Origin of the sequence: Pseudoalteromonas sp. G4 (genome assembly GCF_028875915.1) — a bacterium.
Taxonomy (GTDB): Bacteria; Pseudomonadota; Gammaproteobacteria; order Enterobacterales; family Alteromonadaceae; genus Pseudoalteromonas.
In genome coordinates, this window is the sequence record NZ_JAPEHW010000007.1 from 1 (window position 1) to 24,452 (window position 24,452).

General features: G+C 39.5%; 22 protein-coding genes and 2 pseudogenes. 13 read left to right on the plus strand and 11 right to left on the minus strand.

The genetic code is table 11. The annotated features are described in order from the left end of the window. A pseudogene (locus tag ON073_RS04470) lies at nucleotides 1-149 on the minus strand (bifunctional 2-polyprenyl-6-hydroxyphenol methylase/3-demethylubiquinol 3-O-methyltransferase UbiG); the annotation flags it as partial. Between the two features lie 154 nt (nucleotides 150-303). Between ON073_RS04470 and gyrA the strand changes: the two are divergent. From gyrA to ON073_RS04520, 10 genes are all read left to right on the plus strand, one after another. Beyond that, nucleotides 304-3,000, plus strand: coding sequence for a DNA gyrase subunit A (gene gyrA, locus ON073_RS04475; protein ID WP_274760665.1), 2,697 nt, complete (start codon nucleotides 304-306; stop codon nucleotides 2,998-3,000). A gap of 122 nt (nucleotides 3,001-3,122) precedes the next feature. Beyond that, a complete protein-coding gene (gene serC / locus ON073_RS04480) occupies nucleotides 3,123-4,202 on the plus strand; it encodes a 3-phosphoserine/phosphohydroxythreonine transaminase (RefSeq protein ID WP_274760666.1) in 1,080 nt (359 codons plus the stop codon). Beyond that, nucleotides 4,202-5,479 (plus strand): 3-phosphoshikimate 1-carboxyvinyltransferase, encoded by a 1,278-nt coding sequence (aroA, locus tag ON073_RS04485; protein ID WP_274760667.1) that lies wholly within the window; start codon nucleotides 4,202-4,204, stop codon nucleotides 5,477-5,479. Before serC ends, aroA begins: the two co-directional genes overlap by 1 nt. A 107-nt stretch (nucleotides 5,480-5,586) precedes the next feature. Then, a complete protein-coding gene (gene cmk / locus ON073_RS04490) occupies nucleotides 5,587-6,276 on the plus strand; it encodes a (d)CMP kinase (RefSeq protein ID WP_274760668.1) in 690 nt (229 codons plus the stop codon). 78 nt (nucleotides 6,277-6,354) lie between these two features. Then, nucleotides 6,355-8,022, plus strand: coding sequence for a 30S ribosomal protein S1 (gene rpsA / locus ON073_RS04495; protein WP_274760669.1), 1,668 nt, complete (start codon nucleotides 6,355-6,357; stop codon nucleotides 8,020-8,022). Nucleotides 8,023-8,083: 61 nt separating this feature from the next. Continuing rightward, a complete protein-coding gene (gene ihfB, locus ON073_RS04500) occupies nucleotides 8,084-8,371 on the plus strand; it encodes an integration host factor subunit beta (protein ID WP_038641558.1) in 288 nt (95 codons plus the stop codon). Between the two features lie 48 nt (nucleotides 8,372-8,419). Further along, the gene (locus tag ON073_RS04505) at nucleotides 8,420-8,647 is read left to right on the plus strand and encodes a LapA family protein (protein WP_342455409.1); all 228 of its coding nucleotides are present in this window, start codon (nucleotides 8,420-8,422) and stop codon (nucleotides 8,645-8,647) included. Nucleotides 8,648-8,650: 3 nt separating this feature from the next. Continuing rightward, complete coding sequence (locus tag ON073_RS04510) at nucleotides 8,651-9,787, plus strand: lipopolysaccharide assembly protein LapB (protein WP_274760671.1); 1,137 nt, start codon at nucleotides 8,651-8,653, stop codon at nucleotides 9,785-9,787. 39 nt (nucleotides 9,788-9,826) lie between these two features. Then, entirely contained in the window at nucleotides 9,827-10,525 is a 699-nt protein-coding gene (pyrF, locus tag ON073_RS04515) for an orotidine-5'-phosphate decarboxylase (RefSeq protein ID WP_274760672.1), read from the plus strand. Nucleotides 10,526-10,615: 90 nt separating this feature from the next. Continuing rightward, the gene (locus ON073_RS04520) at nucleotides 10,616-11,002 is read left to right on the plus strand and encodes a hypothetical protein (RefSeq protein ID WP_274760673.1); all 387 of its coding nucleotides are present in this window, start codon (nucleotides 10,616-10,618) and stop codon (nucleotides 11,000-11,002) included. Nucleotides 11,003-11,025: 23 nt separating this feature from the next. On the opposite strand, the gene ON073_RS04525 is transcribed toward ON073_RS04520, so the two are convergent. Beyond that, nucleotides 11,026-11,862, minus strand: a complete 837-nt coding sequence (locus ON073_RS04525; RefSeq protein WP_274760674.1) for a CvfB family protein — start codon at nucleotides 11,860-11,862, stop codon at nucleotides 11,026-11,028. Beyond that, entirely contained in the window at nucleotides 11,862-13,193 is a 1,332-nt protein-coding gene (locus ON073_RS04530; protein WP_274760675.1) for a DEAD/DEAH box helicase, read from the minus strand. The genes ON073_RS04525 and ON073_RS04530 overlap by 1 nt, the downstream gene beginning before the upstream one ends. Before the next feature lie 206 nt (nucleotides 13,194-13,399). Between ON073_RS04530 and trhO the strand changes: the two genes are divergently transcribed. Beyond that, a complete protein-coding gene (gene trhO / locus ON073_RS04535; RefSeq protein WP_274760676.1) occupies nucleotides 13,400-14,383 on the plus strand; it encodes an oxygen-dependent tRNA uridine(34) hydroxylase TrhO in 984 nt (327 codons plus the stop codon). A 67-nt stretch (nucleotides 14,384-14,450) separates the two neighbouring features. On the opposite strand, the gene asnB is transcribed toward trhO, so the two are convergent. Next, nucleotides 14,451-16,112, minus strand: a complete 1,662-nt coding sequence (asnB, locus tag ON073_RS04540) for an asparagine synthase B (RefSeq protein WP_274760677.1) — start codon at nucleotides 16,110-16,112, stop codon at nucleotides 14,451-14,453. 323 nt (nucleotides 16,113-16,435) lie between these two features. On the opposite strand from asnB, the gene ON073_RS04545 reads away from it, so the two are divergent. Next, nucleotides 16,436-17,110, plus strand: a complete 675-nt coding sequence (locus ON073_RS04545) for a class D sortase (RefSeq protein WP_274760678.1) — start codon at nucleotides 16,436-16,438, stop codon at nucleotides 17,108-17,110. Nucleotides 17,111-17,124: 14 nt separating this feature from the next. Further along, nucleotides 17,125-17,682: an LPXTG cell wall anchor domain-containing protein gene (locus tag ON073_RS04550; RefSeq protein WP_274760679.1), complete on the plus strand. Its 558-nt coding sequence runs from the start codon at nucleotides 17,125-17,127 to the stop codon at nucleotides 17,680-17,682. 110 nt (nucleotides 17,683-17,792) lie between these two features. Here ON073_RS04550 and ON073_RS04555 read toward each other — a convergent pair whose 3' ends face one another. The 7 genes and pseudogenes from ON073_RS04555 to ON073_RS04580 all read right to left on the minus strand — a co-directional run bounded on the left by ON073_RS04555 (nucleotide 17,793) and on the right by ON073_RS04580 (nucleotide 24,446). Continuing rightward, nucleotides 17,793-18,449 (minus strand): CoA transferase subunit B, encoded by a 657-nt coding sequence (locus ON073_RS04555; RefSeq protein WP_038641568.1) that lies wholly within the window; start codon nucleotides 18,447-18,449, stop codon nucleotides 17,793-17,795. An 8-nt stretch (nucleotides 18,450-18,457) separates the two neighbouring features. Then, on the minus strand, nucleotides 18,458-19,156 hold the full coding sequence (locus ON073_RS04560) for a CoA transferase subunit A (protein WP_010560120.1): 699 nt from the start codon (nucleotides 19,154-19,156) through the stop codon (nucleotides 18,458-18,460). A 34-nt stretch (nucleotides 19,157-19,190) separates the two neighbouring features. Next, nucleotides 19,191-20,090: a hydroxymethylglutaryl-CoA lyase gene (locus ON073_RS04565; protein ID WP_274760680.1), complete on the minus strand. Its 900-nt coding sequence runs from the start codon at nucleotides 20,088-20,090 to the stop codon at nucleotides 19,191-19,193. After that, entirely contained in the window at nucleotides 20,072-21,010 is a 939-nt protein-coding gene (locus tag ON073_RS20570) for a biotin/lipoyl-containing protein (RefSeq protein WP_446728508.1), read from the minus strand. Before ON073_RS20570 ends, ON073_RS04565 begins: the two co-directional genes overlap by 19 nt. Nucleotides 21,011-21,148: 138 nt before the next feature. Beyond that, nucleotides 21,149-22,050: pseudogene (locus ON073_RS20575) on the minus strand (acetyl-CoA carboxylase biotin carboxylase subunit); the annotation flags it as partial. A gap of 11 nt (nucleotides 22,051-22,061) precedes the next feature. Then, a complete protein-coding gene (locus ON073_RS04575) occupies nucleotides 22,062-22,829 on the minus strand; it encodes an enoyl-CoA hydratase/isomerase family protein (RefSeq protein ID WP_274760681.1) in 768 nt (255 codons plus the stop codon). Between the two features lie 9 nt (nucleotides 22,830-22,838). Further along, on the minus strand, nucleotides 22,839-24,446 hold the full coding sequence (locus ON073_RS04580; protein WP_274760682.1) for a carboxyl transferase domain-containing protein: 1,608 nt from the start codon (nucleotides 24,444-24,446) through the stop codon (nucleotides 22,839-22,841). Nucleotides 24,447-24,452 lie beyond the last annotated feature (6 nt).

The window sequence follows — 24,452 nt, forward strand, 5'->3', positions numbered from 1 at the left end:
ACGCCTTGGCTGTGTAAATTGATGAAATCTAATCTAAGCGGGTTAATTTCGTGTAGTGGTTTAAATTCACCATTTAGGTCCCACCATCGGTCGGCCATGGCTTCGAACTTTGCAATTTCACTTGCATCGACATTTTGTTGAACGGTCATAAAAAGCATCCAGAGTGATTTGAGGGCATTATAAAGGGATTTTTTATAAAAAGACTACCGCTTACAACCTGTAAATAATGATTTTTTGTGTTAGCATGCTTTGGTTATAAAAATAATAACTGAATTAATAGTCGATTGAAGGAAGAGAAATCGGATGACAGATCTCGCCAATGAAATCCTTCCAATCAATATTGAAGATGAATTAAAAAATTCATACCTCGATTATGCGATGAGTGTAATTGTAGGACGTGCGCTACCAGATGTAAGAGATGGTTTAAAGCCTGTTCATCGCCGCGTACTTTTCGCTATGAATGAACTCAATAATGATTGGAACAAACCTTATAAAAAGTCTGCACGTGTTGTAGGTGACGTAATCGGTAAATACCACCCACATGGTGATAGTGCTGTTTACGATACGATAGTACGTATGGCTCAGCCGTTCTCACTTCGTTATTTATTAGTTGATGGTCAAGGTAACTTCGGTTCTGTAGACGGTGATAGTGCCGCTGCAATGCGTTATACCGAAGTACGTATGGCTAAAATGGCACATCAATTATTAGCGGACCTTGAAAAAGAAACGGTTGATTACGTTGATAACTATGATGGCACTGAAAAAATTCCAGCTGTTTTACCAACGCGCGTACCTAACTTACTAGTAAATGGTGCCTCTGGTATCGCTGTAGGTATGGCGACGAACATCCCGCCGCATAACCTATCAGAAGTTATTAACGGCTGTTTAGCAGTTATTGAAAACCCAGAAATTCAAATTGATGAGCTAATTGAATACATACCAGGCCCTGACTTCCCAACTGCGGGTATTATCAGCGGTAAAAAAGGTATTGAACAAGCTTACAAAACAGGCCGTGGTAAAGTTTACATTCGTGCCAAAGCGGAAGTTCAAGTTAACGAAAAAACGGGTAAAGAAACAATCATTGTTCATGAAATCCCGTATCAAGTTAACAAAGCCCGTTTAATTGAGAAAATTGCTGAGCTTGTAAAAGACAAGAAAATAGAAGGCATTAGTGCACTGCGTGATGAGTCTGATAAAGACGGTATGCGCATTGTTATCGAAATTAAGCGCGGTGAAGTAGGTGAAGTTGTTTTAAACAACCTGTATGCACAAACACAAATGCAAACAGTGTTTGGTATGAACATGGTTGCGCTAGATAATGGTCAACCAAAACTACTTAACCTAAAAGAAATGCTTGAAGCGTTTGTTACCCATCGCCGTGAAGTTGTAACGCGTCGTACGGTATTTGATTTACGTAAAGCACGTGATAGAGCACATACCCTTGAAGGTTTAGCAATCGCGCTTGCGAATATCGATCCTATTATCGAGGTTATTCGTCGCTCGCAAACACGTGAAGAAGCAAAAATTGCCTTACTTTCTCGTAGCTGGGAACTGGGTAACGTTAAAGGCATGCTTGAAAAAGCTGGCGAAGATGATGTAGCACGTCCAGAATGGCTTGCTGCTGATTTAGGTATTCGCGATGGCCAATACTACTTATCTGAAGCACAAGCAAATGCAATTTTAGACTTACGTTTACACAAGTTAACTGGTTTAGAACACGAGAAGATCTTAAACGAATATAAAGACCTGTTAGATCTGATTGCTGAGTTACTTTACATTCTTTCAAGCCCTGAACGTTTAATGGAAGTTATTCGTGAAGAACTGGTTGAAATTAAAGATAACTTTGGTGATGAGCGTCGCACAGAAATCACTGCTGCAGCGCACGATATTAGTCTTGAAGATCTTATTAATGAAGAAGATGTTGTTGTAACACTTTCTCACGAAGGTTATGTGAAGTATCAGCCACTATCTGATTACGAAGCGCAACGTCGTGGTGGTAAAGGTAAATCTGCAACTAAGATGAAAGATGAAGACTTCATTGAACGCCTATTAGTAGCAAACACGCACGATACCATTTTATGTTTCTCTACATCTGGTCGTTTGTACTGGCTAAAAGTGTATCAGTTACCACTTGCAAGTCGTGCTGCGCGCGGTAAGCCAATTGTTAACTTACTGCCGCTTGAAGCAGATGAGCGTATTACCACTATCTTACCTGTGCGCGAGTACGAAGAAGATAAATATGTATTAATGGCGACAGCGAACGGTACAGTTAAGAAAACACCACTTACTGCTTACAGCCGCCAGCGTGCATCTGGCATCATTGCAATCAACTTAAATGATGGCGATAGCTTAATTGGAGCAGATATCACCGACGGTACAAACGATATCATGCTGTTTACCGACCACGGTAAAGTTGTTCGTTTTAACGAGAAACAACGTGACTCAGAAACGGGTGAAGTGAAAATTGACCCAGAAACAGGTGAAGAATTATTAGCACTTCGTCCAATGGGCCGTACCGCAACTGGTGTTCGCGGTATTAAAATGCCTGATGATGTGAAAGTTGTGTCACTTATCGTACCTAAGAATGATGGTCCGGTATTAACGATCACTGAAAACGGTTACGGTAAACGTACAGTGCTTGAAGATTACCCAGCGAAGAGTCGCGCAACACAAGGTGTTGTATCGATTAAAGTATCTGAGCGTAATGGTAAAGTAGTTGGTGCGGTACAGGTTGAAGATAATGATGAAATCATGATTATCTCTAACAAGGGCACACTAGTTCGAACACGTGTGAATGAAGTGTCTACTGTTGGTCGAAATACGCAAGGTGTTATTTTAATTCGTACAGCTGAAGACGAACAAGTTGTTGGATTACAGCGTATTGATGAAATTGAAGAGTCTCAATTCCTTTCTGAAGAAGGTGAAGATGAAGCAGTTTCAAGCGAAAGCACTGAAGCACCAAATGCAGATGAAAATAATTCAGAGCAATCAGCTGAATAGAAAAATATTCATCTTTCACATGCGGTAATTTGAAAATGAATCAGTTACAGTATGAACAATGTTAAAAGCGGCTAACAGCCGCTTTTTTATTTTCTAAGTTATGTACAAAAGAGGTTTTGGGAATGAGTGTATATAATTTTTGTGCAGGGCCAGCAAGTTTGCCCAAAGAAGTACTCGAAAAAGCGCAAAAAGAATTTTTAAATTGGCAGGGGCTTGGTGTAAATGTGATGGAAATAAGCCATCGCAGCGCTGAATTTATTGCCCTTGCTGAGCAAAGCGAACGTGATTTACGTGATTTAATGAACATATCAGACGAATACGCTGTGTTATTTATGCATGGTGGTGGTCGCGGTCAGTTTGCAGCAGTTCCACAAAATTTACATTTACCAGATAAATCTGCTGTCTATGTGAATACAGGTATTTGGTCAGATGGTGCCTTTAACGAAGCACAAAAATTTACGCAAGCAATCGAAATCAATGTTCGCAATGATGACAATGGTCAATTTAATTGCTTAAAACCAGAGCAATGGACGCTACCTCAAGATGCGTCATACATTCACTATTGCCCGAATGAAACAATTGATGGTATTGAAATTTTCGATACTGTTAAACATGATGCACCAATTGTTGCAGATATGTCTTCTAATATTCTTTCACGTGAAATCGATGTCAATCAGTTTGACTTAATCTACGCCGGTGCACAGAAAAATATTGGTCCTTCTGGCCTTGCCATTGTGATTGTGAAAAAATCCCTTCTTTTACGTGAAGGCACAGAGAAAGCAAGCATTTTCGATTACGCTTTAGAGGCTAAAAAAGAAAGCATGTATAACACGCCACCAACGTATTCTTGGTACTTAGCTGCTGAGGTGTTTAAATGGCTAAAAGCGCAGGGTGGTGTCGCTGCCATAGAGCAAGTTAATATCGAAAAGGCAACGCTACTCTACGATTTTATTGATAATAGTCAGTTTTATAAAAATACTGTTGCAAGTGATTTTCGCTCGCGAATGAATGTGCCATTTTGGCTTAACGACGAATCACTGAACAAAGCCTTTTTAGCAGAGTCGAAACAAGCAGGTTTACTCGCCCTCGAAGGTCATCGTATGGTAGGTGGTATGCGTGCAAGTATCTATAACGCAATGCCTATTGAAGGTATAAAGGCGCTTGTTAACTTTATGCATAAATTCGAAAAGGAGCACAGTTAATGGAGCAATTACATTTAAAAGCGATTAAGCGAGTAAATGGTGAAGTAACATTACCTGGTTCTAAGAGCTTATCTAATCGTATTCTATTGTTAGCTGCTTTGTGCGAAGGCACTACACAAGTTGAAAACTTACTCGATAGTGACGATATTCGTCATATGCTTAAAGCCCTTGGTGATATGGGAATTGACGTTTCACTAAATGCTGACAAAACGGTTGCAAAAGTAACCGGTAATGGTGGAGTTTTCAATACGCCAAATGAGCCACTCTTTTTAGGTAATGCGGGTACTGCATTTCGTCCGCTTACGGCCGTATTAGCAACATCAGATGGCGAATTTGAATTAGTCGGTGAGCCCCGCATGGAAGAAAGACCGATTGGTCATCTTGTGGATGCGTTACATACTTTAGATGCAGATGTTGAATATCTAAAAAATAAAGATTATCCACCGCTTAAAATTTCAGGTAAGCAATTATCAGGTGGAAAGGTTGAGATTGATGGCAGTATTTCAAGTCAATTTCTAACTGCATTGTTAATGGCTGCTCCTTTGTTCTCAAATGATACTGAAATTAGCATTAAAGGCGAGCTTGTCTCAAAGCCTTATATTGATATTACCTTAGGAGTAATGGCTAAATTTGGCATCACTGTAGATAACCAAAATTATCAAACCTTTGTCGTAAAGGGCAATCAAAAATACCAATCACCAGGGCGCATAATGGTGGAAGGAGATGCGTCTAGCGCGTCTTACTTTGTTGCAGCTGCTGCGATTAACGGTGGCACAATCCGTATTAATGGTGTCGGTGCTGCAAGTGTTCAAGGCGATATTGGTTTTGCAAAAGTAATGGAGCAGGTGGGTGCAAACATCGAATGGCATGATGATTACTTAATTGTAAGTAAAGGTGAATTAAATGGCGTTGATATTGATGCTAATGCAATTCCTGATGCTGCTATGACACTCGCAACAGTCGCTCTTTTTGCAAAAGGAAAAACAGCTATACGCAATATTTATAACTGGCGAGTAAAAGAAACGGACCGACTTTATGCGATGGCAACAGAACTTAGAAAGCTCGGCGCAGAGGTGGTAGAAGGGCATGACTTTATTGAAGTATCCCCGACCGATAACATTCAGCTTGCGGAAATAGATACCTATGATGATCACCGTATTGCCATGTGTTTTTCCATGGTTGCTGTGGGTGGTCACGATATCATCATTAACGATCCTAAATGTACCTATAAAACATTTCCTACCTATTTTGAGACACTTGCAAGTGTTTCAGAATAAATTGTTTGATAGAAATCACAGTTTTTTCACCGTAAAGTAGCGATAATTTTTTAATTATCGCTTATACTGCGCGGCGATTTTAGTTTTGTACATTGTGGGAGGTTGTAATGAAGGTTATTCAACCCGTTATTACAGTCGATGGACCAAGTGGTTCAGGAAAAGGAACCGTTTGCCGTTTATTAGCAAATAAGCTTGGCTGGGACGTATTAGATAGTGGTGCGATTTATCGCGTATTAGCATTAGCTTCAAGCCACCATATGATAGCGCCGACAGATGAAGAAGCTTTATTGCCGCTAGCGGCCAATTTAGATGTGCAATTTGTGGTAGATACTGAAACGGGTAAAGGCAAGATCGTTTTAGAAGGCGAAGACGTCACCAAATCTATTCGTACAGAAGAAGTTGGTGGTATGGCCTCTAAAATAGCAGCGTTACCGAGTGTTCGTGAGGCGCTATTGCGCAGACAGCGTGCTTTTAGAAGCGAAAACGGACTTATTGCTGATGGTCGTGATATGGGCACAGTGGTATTCCCAGACGCCGTTTTAAAAATATACTTAACAGCATCTGCAGAAGAGCGTGCGAATCGCCGTTTTCTTGAGTTGAAGCAACGTGGTGTTGATGTTAAAATAGACAACTTAGTTGCAGATATCAAAGCGCGTGATGATCGCGATATGAATCGCCCTGTAGCACCGTTAGTGCCAGCAGAGGATGCAATTGTTATAGACACTACTAAACTCGATGCAAATCAGGCATTTGAGCAGGTTTTGTCTTTGTGTATTGAAAAGAATTTAATTGGTTAACTCACTGGAAGAGTTAATTTTTACAACAACCCCATGCGGCAGGATAGCCAAATGGATATATTTATTTAGAGACTTATAATGTCAGAAAATTTTGCACAGTTATTTGAAGAAAGCCTAAAGGGTTTTGAAGCAGAACAAGGTTCAATCGTTAAAGGTACTGTTATTTCAATCGAAAATAACATCGTACTAGTAGACGCTGGTCTTAAGTCTGAAAGCGCAATCCCTGCTGAGCAATTCAAAAACACTGCTGGTGAATTAGAAGTAGCAGTTGGTGACGAAGTAGATGTTGCACTAGATGCAATCGAAGATGGTTTTGGTGAAACTATCCTTTCTCGTGAGAAAGCGAAGCGTCACGAAGCTTGGATCCGTCTTGAAAAAGCATGTGAAGAGCAAGAAACTGTTACTGGTATCATCAATGGTAAGGTTAAAGGTGGTTTCACTGTTGAAGTTGACACTATCCGTGCATTCTTACCAGGTTCACTAGTTGACGTGCGCCCAGTACGTGACACAGCTCACCTTGAAGGTAAAGAGTTAGAATTCAAAGTTATCAAGCTTGACCAGAAGCGTAACAACGTTGTTGTTTCTCGTCGTGCTGTTATCGAGTCAGAAAACTCACAAGAGCGTGATGAACTTCTTGCTAACCTTGTTGAAGGTCAAGAAGTTAAAGGTATCATCAAGAACCTTACTGACTACGGTGCATTCGTTGATTTAGGTGGTGTAGACGGTCTTCTTCACATCACAGATATGGCTTGGAAGCGCGTTAAGCACCCAAGCGAAATCGTTAACGTAGGTGACGAAATCCTAGTTAAAGTACTTAAGTTCGACAAAGAGAAAACACGTGTTTCTCTAGGCCTTAAGCAACTTGGCGAAGATCCATGGGCAGCTATCGCTGGTCGTTACCCAGAGGGTTCTAAGCTTTCTGGTCGTGTAACTAACTTAACTGACTACGGTTGTTTCGTTGAAATCGAAGAAGGCGTAGAAGGTCTAGTTCACGTTTCTGAAATGGATTGGACTAACAAGAACATCCACCCTTCAAAAGTTGTTAACTTAGGTGACACTGTTGAAGTTATGGTTCTTGAAATCGACGAAGAGCGTCGTCGTATTTCTCTAGGTCTTAAGCAATGTAAAGCTAACCCATGGCAAGAATTTGCTCGTCTTCAAAACAAAGGCGACCAAGTTACTGGTAAGATCAAGTCAATCACTGACTTCGGTATCTTCATCGGCCTAGAAGGCGGCATTGACGGTCTAGTTCACCTTTCAGACATCTCTTGGAACACTCCAGGCGAAGAAGCTGTACGTGAATTCAAGAAAGGTGATGAAATCACAGCTATCGTTTTACAAGTTGACCCAGAGCGTGAGCGTATCTCTCTAGGCGTTAAGCAAATCGAAGCTGATCCTTTCAATAACTACCTGGACGCAAACAAAAAAGGTGCTATTGTTAAAGGTAAAGTAACTGAAGTTGACGCTAAAGGCGCTACAGTTGAACTTATCGAAGGTGTTGAAGGTTACATCCGTGTAGCTGACGTAGCAGTTGAGCGTACAGAAGACGCTTCAACAGTTCTTTCTGTAGGTGACGAAGTAGAAGCTAAGTTTGTTGGTGTTGATCGCAAGAACCGTGCTATCAGCCTATCAATCAAAGCAATTTCAGAAGCTGAAGAGAAAGAAGCTCTAGACAAGCTTAAGAAAGAAGAGCCACAGTTCGAAAACGCTATGGCTGCAGCATTCAAAAATGCTCAAAAAGACTAATTAGTCGACTTGGAAGAGCGGCTTAGCTGCTCTTCCTATTACAATTATAAAGGGTACTTACATGACAAAATCAGAACTGATTGAAAAACTTGCTGAACAGCACGCAAATATCCCAGCGAAAGATGTAGAAAATGCAGTAAAAGAAGTGTTAGAACTTATGGCTGACTCTTTATCTAGTTCAGATAGAATTGAAATCCGTGGTTTTGGTAGTTTTTCACTTCATTTCCGTGCACCACGTGTTGGTCGCAACCCTAAAACAGGTGATAAAGTAGAGCTACAAGGTAAATACGTACCACACTTTAAGCCAGGAAAAGAACTGCGCGATCGCGTTAATGCAAGTATTGCATAATTTGAGGTTATTTTGACAAAAATACTCAAAGTCACTTTTCTCCTGTGCTTGCTATTTATTTTATTTGTACTGGGCGCACAAAACCCACATTTAGTTAAAATAAACTTTATTATAGCAAGTGCAGAAATCCCCCTCGCTTTCATAATAAGTATATGTTGTGCTTTAGGCCTATTTTTAGGTATTGCACTTAGTACCATTTTATTGTCAAAAGCTAAACTGCAAAACCGTCAATTGAGAAGACAAAATCAGAAGCTTTCTTCACAAAGCCATGGATAGTTAATGATAGAATTGCTGTTTTTGTTGTTACCTGTTGCTGCAGCATATGGCTATATAATGGGAAAAAACAACGCAAGTAATGAAGCCCAACAACAAAATCAAGAAATCATTAATGAATACAGCAAGGGGCTGAAATTTTTACTTGATCGCGAAGAAGATCAAGGTTTAGAACATTTAATCAGTTTACTTGAAATATCAGCAAATTCTGTAGAACACTATCTTACTTTAGCTACATTATTTCGCCGTCGTGGTGAGCTTGATAGAGCAATCAAAGTTCACGAGCTATTACTCAAACATGATGCATTGTCATTAGAACAAAAAAAACATGTGCTTTATGAATTAGCTCAAGATTATATGATGGCAGGTTTATTAGACCGAGCGGAAGAAAACTTAGTTTATTTATATTCTCTAGAAGATGACAATGCGCTTTGCCAATTGATGTTGTTATATTTGCAAAGCCATGATTGGGATAAAGGCATAACATTATTCGAATCAAAACAAACCGACTTTAAATCTAGTCAAATAAAAAAAACAATCGCTAATTTTTATTGTGAAAAAGCATTGTTAGAAAAGAATTATAACCAGCTTGATGAAATTGCCGATTTAACTCAAGATCTTGTTAGACCAAAATTTATACTTGGTGAAAATGCTTTTAATGAAGGTGATTATCTTCAAGCAATTAAGTACTGGGGAAGTTTACTCGATAAAAATACCGCTTTTGCCCCAATATTTTTAGATAAACTAGAACTAAGCTATGAAAAACTAAATTTACAAAAGAATTATTTTTCACACCTCTCTAAGCATTTAAAAAGTGACAATGTGCTGATTAAAATTCATTACTGTAAAAACCTAATGGCACAAGGTAAGGTTGATGAAGCTATCAATTACATTACCCAAGTTTTACGAAAACAACCTAATATCCGTGGCTTTAGTTTTTTATTAACTCTGATGTCAGAGCAAAGCCAAGATATTAAACTTGTGCTAACTGAGATAAACAAACTTGTTCAAGATTACATTTCCACAAAAGCACTTTATCAGTGTAATCATTGTGGGTTTACAAGTAAAAAATTGTATTGGTTTTGTCCCTCTTGTAAACATGTAGAATCTTTAGTGCCATTAAATGGTGTAGATGGGTTTTAACACAACATTTTTCAATCTTTTTATAATCAGGACTCATTAATGAATCACGATGCCAAAGTACTTATTGCATTAGATTATGCGGACGAACAATCAGCGTTAGAATTTGTAAAACGCGTTTCACCACAAGATTGCCGCTTAAAGGTAGGCAAAGAAATGTTTACTTATTTTGGTCCTCAATTTGTTAAGAAATTAATCGATTTAGGCTTTGATGTCTTCCTTGATTTAAAATTTCATGATATTCCAAACACGGTAGCTAAGGCTGTTACAGCAGCTGCCGAATTAGGTGTGTGGATGGTAAATGTTCACGCTAGTGGTGGCCCTGAAATGATGCGTAAAGCAAAAGAAGCGCTTGCAAAATACGGTGATGACGCTCCGCTTTTAATTGCTGTTACAATCTTAACGTCTATGGACGAAGCAGAATTAAAACGTTTAGGCGTTGATAAAACACCTAATGAGCAAGTTCAATTCTTAGCACAACTCGCTAAAGAAGCAGGGCTTGATGGGGTAGTGTGTTCAGCTCAAGAAGCCTCGGTCTTAAAATCGACTCTTGGTCACGAATTTAAATTAGTTACACCTGGTATTCGTCCTGCTGGATCAGATAAAGGTGACCAAAAACGTGTAATGACACCACGCGAAGCTGTTGATGCAGGTAGTGATTATTTAGTGATTGGTCGTCCAATTACGCAATCTGAAGATCCACAAGCTACTTTAATTGAAATAAACAAAACATTAAGTTAACCTAAATTAAAGTAGTTGCACTAATGCATTACTAAAATGCATTAGTGTTTAAGTCTTGAAGCTAAAAATAATAAGAAAGAGTTGTACTTCATGCGTATTTTAATTTTTATTGCTTCTATTGTTGCAGCGTATTTAGGTTATCAGCATTATGAAAATCAAAACCGTCAAAATGCATTTAACACCCTCGTTGAAACGATAGATTCGCAACCAATTAATCAATTTGAACTAAAACAATCACTCAATATACAAGTTAAGGCACGTTGCCAAGCGATTGGTGCTGACGAAACAAATCTTGCCAAAATGGAAGAGTGTTTAAACCTAGTCCAAACTTATCAAGATGAATGTGAATTACAGATTTTCCGTTTAGCCCCAGTCGAGTTTGAAGATGGTAAAGAAGCGAGAGATTATGGCAAACGTTATCAAAAATGCGTTTTTAGTAATCAATTCACCTACCTCGTTGAAACCAACACTTTATAAAAAAGGCGCTTAATGCGCCTTTTTTACTTTATTAAACTAATCTTAGTGGCTGCCAAGTCTATTTTACCTTCTTTAAACAAATGACCGATGGCACGTTTAAAGTTTGCTTTACTACAACCGAACATTTTTTTTATGGCAACAGGATCTGATTTATCTCCAAGATGGATCACGCCATTCTCTGAGAATAGCTTTTTATAAATTTCATCGGACAATTCATTTGAACCTGCAACGCCAGGCTTAGATAGACGGATATCTAACTTTCCATCTTCACGCACCTTTGCAACATAAGCTTGTAGCTTTTGACCGATAAAAAGAGGTTTGAAAACTTGATCAGTAAACACCATGCCCCAAAACTCATTATTAACAATTACTTTAAAACCAAGATCAGTTCGTCCTGCAATAATAATTGAAACTTCTTGCGACTTTTTAAAGCCAGTGGATTCAGGTTTTACAAACTTATTTAAATTTGATGAACCACATAAACGTTGTGAGGCTTTATCTAAATATAGTTTTACAAGATATGATCTCGATAATTCAAATTTTGGCTTTTGTTCATTAAAAGGAACAAGCAATTCTTTACCAATACCTAAATCAACAAAAGCACCAATCTTATTGATAGAAGTTACTTGAAGAAGTGCAAAATCACCTAATTGAGCAATTGGTGTTTTGGTTGTTGCAGTTAAATTGCCTTGCTCTTCATAAACAAACACATCGATTGATTGTTTTGTAGTTAAGCCCTCAGGCAATTCGTCTTTCTTTAAAAAAACTTCGCCATTGCCTTGATGATCAGTTAAATAAGCACCTTCATAAGCAATTTCATTAACAATGAGATTGTTGATTTTTCCAAGTTGAATACTCATTATTCATCATCCTTTATTTTGCGGCGTTTTAGTGGCGCGACACCATCAACATCAAACGGCGCAGGTATCGCCTTAGCCGGTTTTGCTTTTCTTGGTTTGTTGTATGTCTTTTTGGTATTTGCTTTCTTTTTGCTTTGATTTACTTTTTTCGTATCTTTAACTGTTTCTGATTTATCTTTAAAACCTTTAAATTTACCTACTAGTCCTGCTAATTCAGAAAAACCAATTCGTCTGTTTAAATAACTTTCAATTGCTTTAAAGCTTTGCCAATCTTTTGCACTTACTAAAGATAAGGCCGTACCTTTAAAACCCGCACGACCAGTACGACCGATTCGATGAACATATTCTTCAGCTTGTTTTGGTAAATCAAAATTAATAACTTGAGATACGTTTAATAGATCAAGACCACGAGAGGCCACATCTGTTGTAACCAATATTTGCGCATGACCACGTGAAAACGAATCCATAATCGAAGTACGCTTACTTTGGTTCATATCTCCCGACAAAGCTAACGTTTTAAACCCCGTTTCTTCTAATAATTCAGAAAGTTTAACGGTATCTTCTCGGGTTGCAGTAAAAATTATTTGCTGACCAGACTCAGCTTGTTTTGTAGCTGCTTTTAATAATTCAATTTTGTGGTCAAGATGATCTGCTAAATAGAATTTTTGTGTAATGTCTTTATGCTCTTGCGTACTTGCGTCAATGGTTACACGCTTAGGATTTTTTAATAAATTACGCGATAGGGCATCTACTTCTGCATGCTCTAACGTTGCAGAAAAGAAAACTGTTTGCCTAAGACGATGATTAGCAGCCTCATTAATGCGTTCAATTTGTTCTTTAAAGCCAAGTTCTAACACACGATCAGCTTCATCTAAAATAAGAAGTTCAAGACCTTCTAAGTAGAAATTTTTATCATCAAGATGGTCACATAAACGGCCTGGGGTCGCCACCACAAATTGTGGGTCTTTGCGCAATGCTTTAACTTGATCATTGTAGTTATCACCACCGACAATTTTTGCCGCTTTTAATGCGGTGCCAGCAATAATCAACGTCAGTTGTTTATATACTTGATTTGCAAGCTCCCGTGTTGGCGTAATGATCAAAGCGCGTGGATCGCGTTTACTTAGCGCTTTTTGTTTACTCAATCTGGTAATAGCCGGTAACAAGAAAGCAAATGTTTTACCTGAACCTGTTTTAGATTGAGCAAGTAAGTCATGACCTGCGATTGCAACTGGAATTGCTTGTTGCTGAATTTCTGTTGGTGTTGAAATACCAATGTGTGAAAGTTGACTTGCAATGCGTTTATCAACGCCAAGATCTACAAAGGACAAATGTGTCTCTCCACTAATGCGATTGTGGTCAAAAAAATAAAGCCATATTTTACATGAAAGACAAAAACATAGCTAATAACGTATTTTAACTGTGCAAATTATAGTCAATTCAATTGAACCTAACACCGTTTCTGATACAATAGCGACCCATTTTGGCGCCGGATTTACGTTCCGGTTATTATTTAAAGCTAAACATTAGGTTTATTATGTCTCAACAATACGTCGTGTGTGCCCTATATAAATTCGTACCTTTGCCTAACTACAAAGAATTACGTCAACCGTTATTAAATACAATGGAACAAAATAATGTTCGTGGAACGTTACTTTTAGCTGAAGAAGGTATTAACGGTACCGTTGCTGCAAAAAGAGAAGGTATCGATGCATTACTTTCTTGGTTAGATAAGCAACCAGGGCTTGATAATATTGTATCTAAAGAATCTTTCGACGATGAATGTCCTTTCTATCGTACAAAAGTTAAACTTAAAAAAGAAATCGTTACTATGGGTGTACAAGGTATTGACCCAAAAGAAGTGGTTGGTACTTATGTAAAACCAAAAGATTGGAATGCTTTAATTTCAGATCCGGATGTGGTGTTAGTTGATACGCGTAACGATTACGAAATTGAAATTGGTACGTTTGAAAATGCAGTAGACCCGAAAACCAAGACATTCAGAGAATTTCCTGAATGGGCTGAGAAAAACCTCGACCCTAGCAAAAATAAAAAAGTCGCTATGTTTTGTACCGGTGGTATACGCTGTGAAAAATCAACTGCCTATATGAAAGAACAAGGTTTTGAAGAAGTTTACCATCTTGAAGGTGGCATTCTTAAGTACTTAGAAGAAGTACCAAAAGAAGAAACGATGTGGAAGGGTGAATGTTTTGTGTTCGATAACCGTGTAGCAGTAGATCATGACTTGAATAAAGGCTCATATGATCAATGCCACGCATGTAGAATGCCAATTACTGAAGAAGAAAAGCAGCATGAGGCATACCAAGAAGGTTTATCGTGCCATCATTGTATCAATACAGTGAGTGATGAACAGCGTGAACGTTTTGCTGAGCGTCAAAAGCAAATAGAGCTAGCAAAAGCCCGTGGTGAAGGCCATATTGGTAATGAAGCACAAGAAACTATTGCAAAACGCAAAGCTGAGAAAGCCGCTCGTAAAAAAGCGCAATCAGAAAACGCTTAAAATATCGTTTTAAAAAAACCGGCTTTTTGCCGGTTTTTTTATTTTATAATCAGTTTAATTAAAACAACTAGTAGGCTTCGTTATGAACACCTGCTGCACGACCTGATGGATCGGCATTGTTTTTAAAACTTTCATCCCACTCAAGAGCCGCTTCAGTAGAGCAGGCAACTGACTTACCATGTGGAACCGTTTTCGCTGCAGCATCACCTGGAAAGTGCTCTTCAAAAATTGAACGATAGTAATATGCTTCTTTTGTTTGTGGCGTGTTGATTGGATATTTAAACGCAGCAGCTTCCATCATTTGGTCGCTTACAATCGATTCAACATGCTCTTTTAATGTATCAATCCAGCTGTAACCAACGCCATCTGAGAATTGTTCTTTTTGGCGCCATAATACTTCATCAGGCAAATAGCCATCGAATGCTTCACGAATAATGTGTTTCTCAATTTTACCGTCTTTACACATTTTACCTTCAGGGTTAATACGCATTGCCGTATCAACAAACTCTTTATCTAAGAAAGGCACACGCGCTTCAACACCCCAAGCTGCCATCGATTTGTTTGCTCGCAAACAATCAAACTGGTGTAACTTGCTAACTTTGCGGTTAAGCTCGTCATGAAACTCTTTCGCATTTGGTGCTTTATGGAAATATAAATACCCGCCAAATAATTCATCTGCGCCTTCACCAGAAAGCACCATTTTTATGCCCATCGCTTTAATATAACGAGCCATTAAATACATAGGTGTAGAAGCACGAATTGTTGTAACATCATATGTTTCAATATGATAAATAACTTCTTTAAGTGCATCTATACCTTGTTGAATTGTAAAGGTAATAGGGTGGTGAACAGTGCCAATAGCATCTGCAACTTTTTGTGCGGCAGCTAAATCAGGTGAACCTTCTAAACCGATTGAAAAAGAGTGTAATTGTGGCCACCATGCTTTCGATTCATCGTTATCTTCAACACGTTTAGCAGCAAACATTTGCGTAATAGCTGAAATAACCGATGAATCTAAGCCGCCTGAGAGTAAAACACCATAAGGTACATCACACATCAATTGACGTTTTACAGCGGCCTCTAGGCCTTCTTTAACATCACTTGCTTTTGCTTTATTGTCTTTTACTGCATCATAGCTTTGCCAATCACGTGCGTAATACGGTCGGATTACACCATCTTGGCTCCATAAGTAATGGCCTGGAGGAAACTCCTCAATGGTTTTACAAATTGGCGCTAATGCTTTCATCTCAGAGGCTACATAAAAGTTACCATGCTCATCACGACCTGTATAAAGTGGGATGATACCAATGTGATCACGGCCGATTAGATAAGCATCTTTTTCTTCATCGTATAAACAAAAGGCGAAAATACCGTTTAAATCATCTAAAAACTCAGGGCCTTTTTGCTTGTAAAGTGCAAGTAACACTTCACAATCTGACTCAGTCTGAAACGCGAAATCTACAGCTAACTCTTCTTTAAGCTGTTTATGGTTATAAATTTCACCATTTACCGCAAGTACATTTGTTTTCTCAGGGTTGTATAGTGGTTGTGCACCACTTGAGACACCTACAATTGCCAAACGTTCATGCACTAAAATTGCTTTTTCAGATGAATATACACCAGACCAATCAGGACCGCGGTGACGTAATAACTTCGACATTTCGATTGCTTGCGAACGCAACTGCGCTGCATCTGTTCTGATATCTAATACGCCAAAAATTGAACACATAATAACTTCCTCATTCTTTTCAAAATACTTATCTTGGATAAGTTTGTTAATTTATTTGTATCAAACTCAAAAGCAGAAGTCACATCAAAATGAACATATTTTAACAAACAATCAGCTTTGATTTTAATTCATCAATAAAGTTGGCTTAAAAATGAATATAATTAATTTAAAGCGCCTTAATTCATTGAATAATTGAGAATTCGTTAATTGCTGGAGATTTTTAATCAAGATCAAGTTTTAGAGTTATTTTATGGAATAACATTGACATTAAACTTATTTATTATCAGGATAGGTTTTAGGAACATAAGCGAGTGTAAATTAAAGTGATTAAAAGGAAATTTCACTTATATATTGAAAGAGTATTTTGGCTAGCTGGGGTAATTATCCTTGGCCATTATGGTTTTTCACAATTTATCAAGTCTGCTCAAGCAGAAATGGATATTGCACAATTCCATAAATCACAAAATTACACGCAAACAGACACAAAGAGTACAAAAACGGATACGCTGACTGTTGATACAGAGCTTAAACTTGACGCAACACCAGCTAATTTTTCTCTTTGGTCAAAATCCGCAAAAGACAAATACCAAAAACTATCTAAAAGCGAAGCGCCAATTGCAATCATGGAAATTGAACGTTTATCTATGAAAGTACCAATTTTCCAAGGTGCTAGTGATGACAATATGGACAGAGGTGCTGGTTGGGTATCACATACCGCTTTTTTTGATGAACCGGATGGCAATATAGGCATTGCCGGACATCGTGACTCTTGGTTCAGATCGTTAAAAGATGTTCAAATTGGCGACACAATTAGTGTTCAAACTATAAGTGGTACTGAATTGTACACAGTTTTTCAAACCAAAATCGTAAAGCCAAATAATGTGGATGTATTGCGCTTTACACCGTCAAAACAACTAACGCTTGTGACATGCTATCCCTTTTATTTTTTAGGGGATGCTCCTGAGCGTTTTATTGTGATGGCAAACCCCTTAAATTAATGTTATGGAGAATAATGATGAATAGAAACAAGCTAGCAAGTATCGTAGGTGCAGGCATTTTATTAAGTTCTGGTGCTGTTTTTGCAAACGATAAACAATGTAGCGATGTTATTTACGCATCTTCAGTTACTAGTGAATTCCCTGAAATTCAACAAGCATGTAAAGGTGTAGTTGAACGTAACGGTGAGTCATTCACTAAATTAGTAGCGCATATTGGGAAAACAGACCAATTAGGTCGTACACGCTTACAACTTCGTTTAGATGATGACAAGCTAGGTAAAGTTCACCGAATTAAACCAAATAAAAACCTTGCAGTTAGTACGCATAGCGGTGAGAAAATTACTTGGGCTGAATTAGCGCCTTATCAAGATATTACGGTATACGTACCACATGATCGCTGGGCTTTTGTATCAATTGATGAAGAAGAAACAGCACCAGTTGAAGAAATTGTAATTATTGAAGAGCCTGAAGAACTGCCAAAAACAGCTAGCAACCAACACTTACCAGCTGTGTTGGGTGGCCTGTTGTTATTAGTAGGTGGTCTTCTTACAATGCGTAGAAAATCAAATTAATAACAATTTAATTATTAAAGATAAGAAAAAACCCCTCAATTGAGGGGTTTTTGTTGGGTTTCTCAGTGTTCATTACACCGGGAATGAGGAACTGTTACTGTGTAAGCGGTTTACACTGTCATTTCAGGAATATCACCTTCAACGATTAACTTACCAGCCGTTTTACTGATAATTTCGTCAACACTTACACCTGGTGCGCGCTCTAATAAATAAAATGCACCGTCTTTAACTTCTAACACGGCTAAATCGGTTACGATTTTCTTAACGCAGTTAACGCCAGTCAGTGGTAACGTGCATGATTCAAGTAACTTTGATTCACCGTGTTTATTGGCGTGGGTCATGGTAACTACAATATTTTTTGCACCTGCCACTAAATCCATTGCGCCACCCATGCCTTTAACAAGCTTTTTAGGGATCATCCAAGAAGCAATATTTCCTTGTTGATCAACCTCAAAGGCACCAAGTACTGTTAAATCTACATGACCACCACGGATCATTGCAAAGCTTTCGGCACTATTAAATATTGCCGCACCTGTGGCTGCTGTAACGGTTTCTTTACCCGCGTTGATCATATCCGCGTCAACTTGGTCACGAGTAGGGTATGGCCCCATACCTAATAAGCCATTTTCAGACTGCAGCATTACTTCCATACCATCGGGTACATAGTTGGCAACCAAAGTAGGGATACCAATGCCTAAATTAACGTAATAACCGTCTTGAAGTTCTTGTGCAACACGCATTGCAACTTGTTCTCTTGATAACGCCATGTTGCCTCCTAATCTTTTGTAGTAACACGTTCGATGCGTTTTTCAAAGTTACCTTTAATCACGCGATTAACATAAATGCCTGGAGTATGGATTTCGCTTGGTGAAAGTTCACCTGGCTCAACAATCTCTTCTACTTCAGCTACGGTGATTTTACCCGCCGTTGCGGCCATAGGGTTAAAGTTCATGGCTGTGTGTCGAAACACTAAGTTACCGTAGCGATCTGCTTTCCACGCTTTTACAATGGCAAATTCACCGGTAATTGACTCTTCAAGAATATACGGGCGACCGTCAAACTCTTTTACTTCTTTGCCCTCAGCCACCGGTGTACCGTAACCCGTTGCGGTATAAAACGCAGGGATACCGGCACCGCCAGCACGCATTTTCTCAGCAAGCGTACCTTGTGGCGTAAGCTCTACTTCAATTTCACCATTTAGCAATTGCTGTTCAAAAATCGCGTTTTCACCAACGTATGATGCGATGATTTTTTTAATTTGCTTGTCGTGTAATAAAATACCTAAGCCAAAGTCATCCACACCACAGTTATTTGAAACTACGGTAAGATCAGTGGTTTTTCTACGTTTAATTTCTGCGATTAAGCCCTCTGGAATACCACATAAGCCAAATCCGCCTGCGATAACAGTATCGCCGTCTTTAATGCCTTCAAGTGCGTCTTGGTAATTGTCGACGACCTTATTAAAACCTGCCATAAAATTCTCCTGAACGAGTAGGGCGAGAAATCGGTTAAGTTAGTTTGGCTTTTAATGCCAGTGAAACTTTACTTGTTGGTTGTTTATTTAATGCTTCACTAATTTGCCAACCTGCTTGGGCTAGCATTTCTAAATCAATTCCATGCTCAATGCCAAGTCCATTAAGCATATAAATTAAATCCTCAGTGGCAAGATTTCCTGACGCACCAGCAGCATAAGGGCAGCCACCAAGGCCAGCAACGGCTGAATCGACGGTTTTAATGCCCATATTAAGCGCGGTATACACGTTAGCAAGTGCTTGACCGTAGGTATCGTGAAAGTGTACAGCTAACTTGTCAGCAGATACTTGCTCCAGCAGGGCGTTTAATAATTGTTCGGTAGATTGAGGTGTGCCAACACCGATGGTGTCACCAAGTGATACTTCGTAGCAGCCCATAGCTAACAGCTTTTTGGTTACTTTTACAACAGTATCAAGGCTAACAGCACCATCGTATGGGCAACCCATAACACACGACACATAACCGCGTACCGGAATATTATGTTGCTTAGCAAAATCCATCACAGGTTGAAAGCGTGTTATAGATTCATCAATCGAACAATTAATGTTTTTCTGAGTAAAGGCTTCGCTTGCTGCGGTAAAAATTGCAAACTCATTTGCGCCTGCATTAAAAGCAAGCTCAGCACCTTTTAAATTAGGAGTAAGCGCACTGAATGTGGTGAGCTCACTTTTATCAATTTGGTCTAATACGTCGCTAGAATCTGCCATTTGTGGCACCCATTTAGGTGACACAAATGCGCCGGCTTCAAGATGCTTAACGCCAGCTTTTGCAAGCGCGTTAATCAGCAATACTTTATCTTGACTTGAAACTGAACTTTCATTTTGCAAGCCATCACGAGCGCCTACTTCAACTACTTTTACAAACTTTGGTTGCATTGCGCTTCCTCAACTTTAGCAAGTAGGTCACCGTGCGACACAAGATCGCCCTCAGCAAAATAAAATTGGCTTAACTGGCCATCAAATGGTGCCGTTAAGGTGTATTCCATTTTCATCGCTTCGATAATAATAACTGCATCACCTTGTTTAAGGTTATCGCCTACGCTTGCCACTTGCTTGACAACAGTGCCATTAAGTGGTGCTTGTAAACTATTACCGTCGTTTTGCTTTTCAGCCACATAGTGCTTACTTTTTAAAGCAAATAGGTGAGTGTTACCACTGTGCATAATCGCAATAGACTGATCATTTAATACAAACTTTGCAGTGTGTTTTTCACCGTTGATAAATGCGGTGAGGTTATTACCGTTAAAATCGGCATTTACTGAAAAGTGTTCATTATTGTAAACCAAGGTCATAGCATCGTTATTACGTTGACATTCAAGGCTAAAATCAACAAATGGCAAGGTGTAATGGTTACTGGCATTTAAGCTAAATGCGGTAAGCGTATTCCAAGGTGATGTACTTGTTTGGCACGTATTTGCATTAATATAAACAAGTGCTGCCATTATTAATTGCAGAGTCTGTTCTTGTTCATCTTTTTGCGTTAGCTCACTAATGTGATCATCTATAAAATGGGTGCTAGTTGGGCTTTCAATAAAGCTTGGGTGATTTGCTAAGGTATGCAAAAAGCTTACGTTAGTCGCAACGCCTGAAATAGCTGTTTTCTCAAGTGCAAGTGAAAGCTGACGCAGCGCAACTTTACGATTTGCACCATGCACAATCAGTTTTGCAATCATCGGATCGTAAAATGCCGAGATTTCAGAACCTTCAATCACACCGGTATCGATTCTTACCGCTGAAAGATCACTTGCATGCTCATTTGGCATATCAAATAGCGTTAATAGACCCGAAGATGGCATAAAGTCATCACTTGGCTCTTCTGCGTAGATACGCGCTTCGAAAGCATGGCCAGAAATCACCACTTGGTCTTGCTCTAGCGGTAGTGGCTCGTTACTAGCAACGGCTAATTGCCATTCTACTAAATCTTGACCCACCACACATTCAGTAACAGGATGTTCTACTTGCAAGCGTGTATTCATCTCCATAAAGAAGAATTCATCACCACATAATAAGAATTCAACGGTACCTGCGCCTTTATAGTTAATTTTTTTGGCGCAGCGTATGCCGCTTCTCCCATTTCTTTACGAAGCTCTGCGCTTAAACCTGGCGCTGGGGCTTCTTCAATCACTTTTTGGTGACGACGCTGCAGTGTACAGTCGCGATCGCCTAAATAAATACAGTTACCAAAATTATCTGCAAACACTTGCACTTCTACGTGACGTGGCGCCTCAACATAGCGTTCAATCAGAACTTTATCGTTGCCAAAACCTGCAAGTGCTTCACGCTTTGCACCTTCTAACTCTTTGTTAAATGATGCGCTATCGCGCACCACACGCATACCTTTACCGCCACCGCCATAGGTCGCTTTTATTAATACTGGAAAGCCCACTTTTTCTGCTTCTGCCAGTAAAAAGGCTGGGTCTTGGTTTTCACCATAGTAACCTGGTACAAGCGGCACATTGGCTTCAAACATCAGCTCTTTTGAGCGTGATTTTGACCCCATTGCGTTAATCGCTTCACTGCTTGGGCCAATAAAAATAATATTGTTCTGCTCGCACTTATCAGCAAAATGCGTGTTTTCTGATAAAAAGCCATAGCCTGGGTGAATTGCATTTACGCCTGCTTTAAGCGCAACATTAATAATTTTATCGCCATCTAAATACGATTCACGACTTGGAGCTGCGCCAATATGGTAGGCTTCATCCGCTGCTTTTACATGCTCTGCATGAATATCAGCGTCGGAATAAACCGCAACAGTTTTAATGCCTAAACGACGTGCTGTTTTAATAATGCGACACGCAATTTCACCGCGGTTTGCTATTAAAAGTTTATTGATCATGGTGATGCTCTCTATTGCCAGCTTGGTTTGCGTTTATCAAAAAAGGCTTGCAGACCTTCTTGTCCTTCATCCGATACACGAATTTGAGCAATACGCTCTGCAGTCAGTTGTCGTAAATCGTCATCTATCGGTTTGTTCGCAACATCACAAATAAGCTGTTTTGCTTGCTTTGTAGCTTCAGGTCCGTTTTGTAAAATTGCATGAAGTAGGGTGTCGAGTGCATCTTCTGGTGAATCTGATACTTCATGAACTAAACCAAGGTCAAGTGCTTTATCGGCAAAGAATACTTCAGCCGTTTGGAAATAACGGCGCGCTTGTCGCTCACCAATTGCATTAATTACATATGGGCTTATAACTGCTGGAATAAGGCCCAGTTTTACTTCGCTTAGGCAAAATTTCGCTTTTTCATCAGCTACAGCAATATCACAACAGGCAATTAAACCAAGGGCACCACCAAAAGCTGCGCCTTGCACTAAACATAGGGTAGGCACTTTAGTTTCAAACAGCACCTGCATTAAACGGGCAAGTTCCATTGAATCCGCTACGTTATCTTCAAACGTATTCGACACCATGGATTTCATCCAGTTTAAATCAGCACCAGCGCTAAAATGCTTGCCTTCGCCTTTTAATACTAACGCGCGAATATCCAATGTGTTGGCATATTCAATTTGTTGAATAAGTTGTGCGATAGTGTGTGCGTCAAATGCGTTATGTACTTCGCTGCGTTCAATTGTAAGGGTCGCAACTTTTTGTTTTGTTATTGTTAAGGTTACAGACATCACTTACTCCTACATTCTAAATACGCCGAACTTCGATTCTTGCTCTGGTGCATTTTTCGCTGCACTTAAAGCAAGACCGAGTACGTTTCGTGTTTCAGCAGGGTCAATGATGCCGTCATCCCATAATCGTGCACTGGCATAATACGGATGACCTTGTTCTTCATACTGCGCAATAATAGGCTTTTTAAATGCGGCAACTTCATCGTCGCTCATTGCAAGGCCTTTGCGTTTTAAACCATCTTGTTTTACTTGGGTTAATACCCCAGCGGCTTGTTCACCACCCATTACTGAAATACGGGCATTAGGCCACATCCACATCATGGTTGGCTCAAATGCACGGCCACACATGCCATAGTTACCAGCACCGTACGAACCACCAATTAAAATAGTGAACTTCGGCACATCAGCGCAGCTCACAGCTGTTACCATTTTCGCACCGTGTTTTGCGATGCCTTCAGCTTCGTATTTTTTACCCACCATAAAGCCGGTAATATTTTGTAAAAACACCAATGGAATATTGCGCTGGGCACAAAGTTGAATAAAGTGCGCGCCTTTTTGCGCTGATTCTGAGAAAAGAATACCGTTGTTGGCAACAATACCTACAGGCATACCAAAAATCTCAGCAAAGCCAGTAACTAAAGTTTCACCAAAGTATTGTTTAAATTCATCAAACGATGAATCATCAACAACACGGGCAATCACTTCACGAACATCAAATGGTTTTTTAAGATCGGTACCTACAATGCCGTAAATTTCTTTCGCATCATAACGCGGTGCTTTGAAATTTGTTAAAATTGGTGCGGTCGGGCGTGTATGGTTTAACCGCGAAACACATTGGCGTGCAATTGAAAGGGCATGCTCATCATTTTCAGCGTAGTGATCGGCAACACCAGATGTTTTACAGTGCACATCTGCGCCACCAAGCTCTTCAGCTGATACTTCTTCACCTGTTGCTGCTTTTACAAGCGGTGGACCCGCCAAAAAGATAGTGCCTTGCTCTTTTACGATAATACTTTCATCTGCCATTGCTGGCACATAAGCCCCACCTGCGGTACATAAGCCCATTACCACAGCAATTTGCGGAATACCTTTTGCTGACATACGGCTTTGGTTATAGAAAATACGACCGAAGTGTAATTTATCTGGGAATACCTCATCTTGCTCAGGCAGGTTAGCACCACCTGAATCAACAAGATAAATACACGGTAAATGACAACGCTCTGCAATTTCTTGCGCACGCAGGTGTTTTTTAACCGTAATAGGGAAGTAGGTGCCGCCTTTAACCGTTGCGTCGTTTGCGATAATCATACATTCAACGCCTTTAACGCGGCCAATACCTGCGACTACACCGGCACATGGGATTTGCTCTGGATACACACCAAAAGCTGCAAATTGCGATACTTCTAAAAACGGTGAACCTTCATCTAATAGACAATTTATACGGTCACGGACAAATAATTTACCACGACCGCGATGACGTTCTACTAAACGTTCGCCACCGCCTTGAGTTATTTCTTGCGTTTTAGCTTTTAAGTCATCAACCAGTAGCTGCATTGATCCAGCTTTTGCTAAAAAGTCTGAATCAAGCGGGTTTATATTTGAAGTTAATATGGTCATGATACT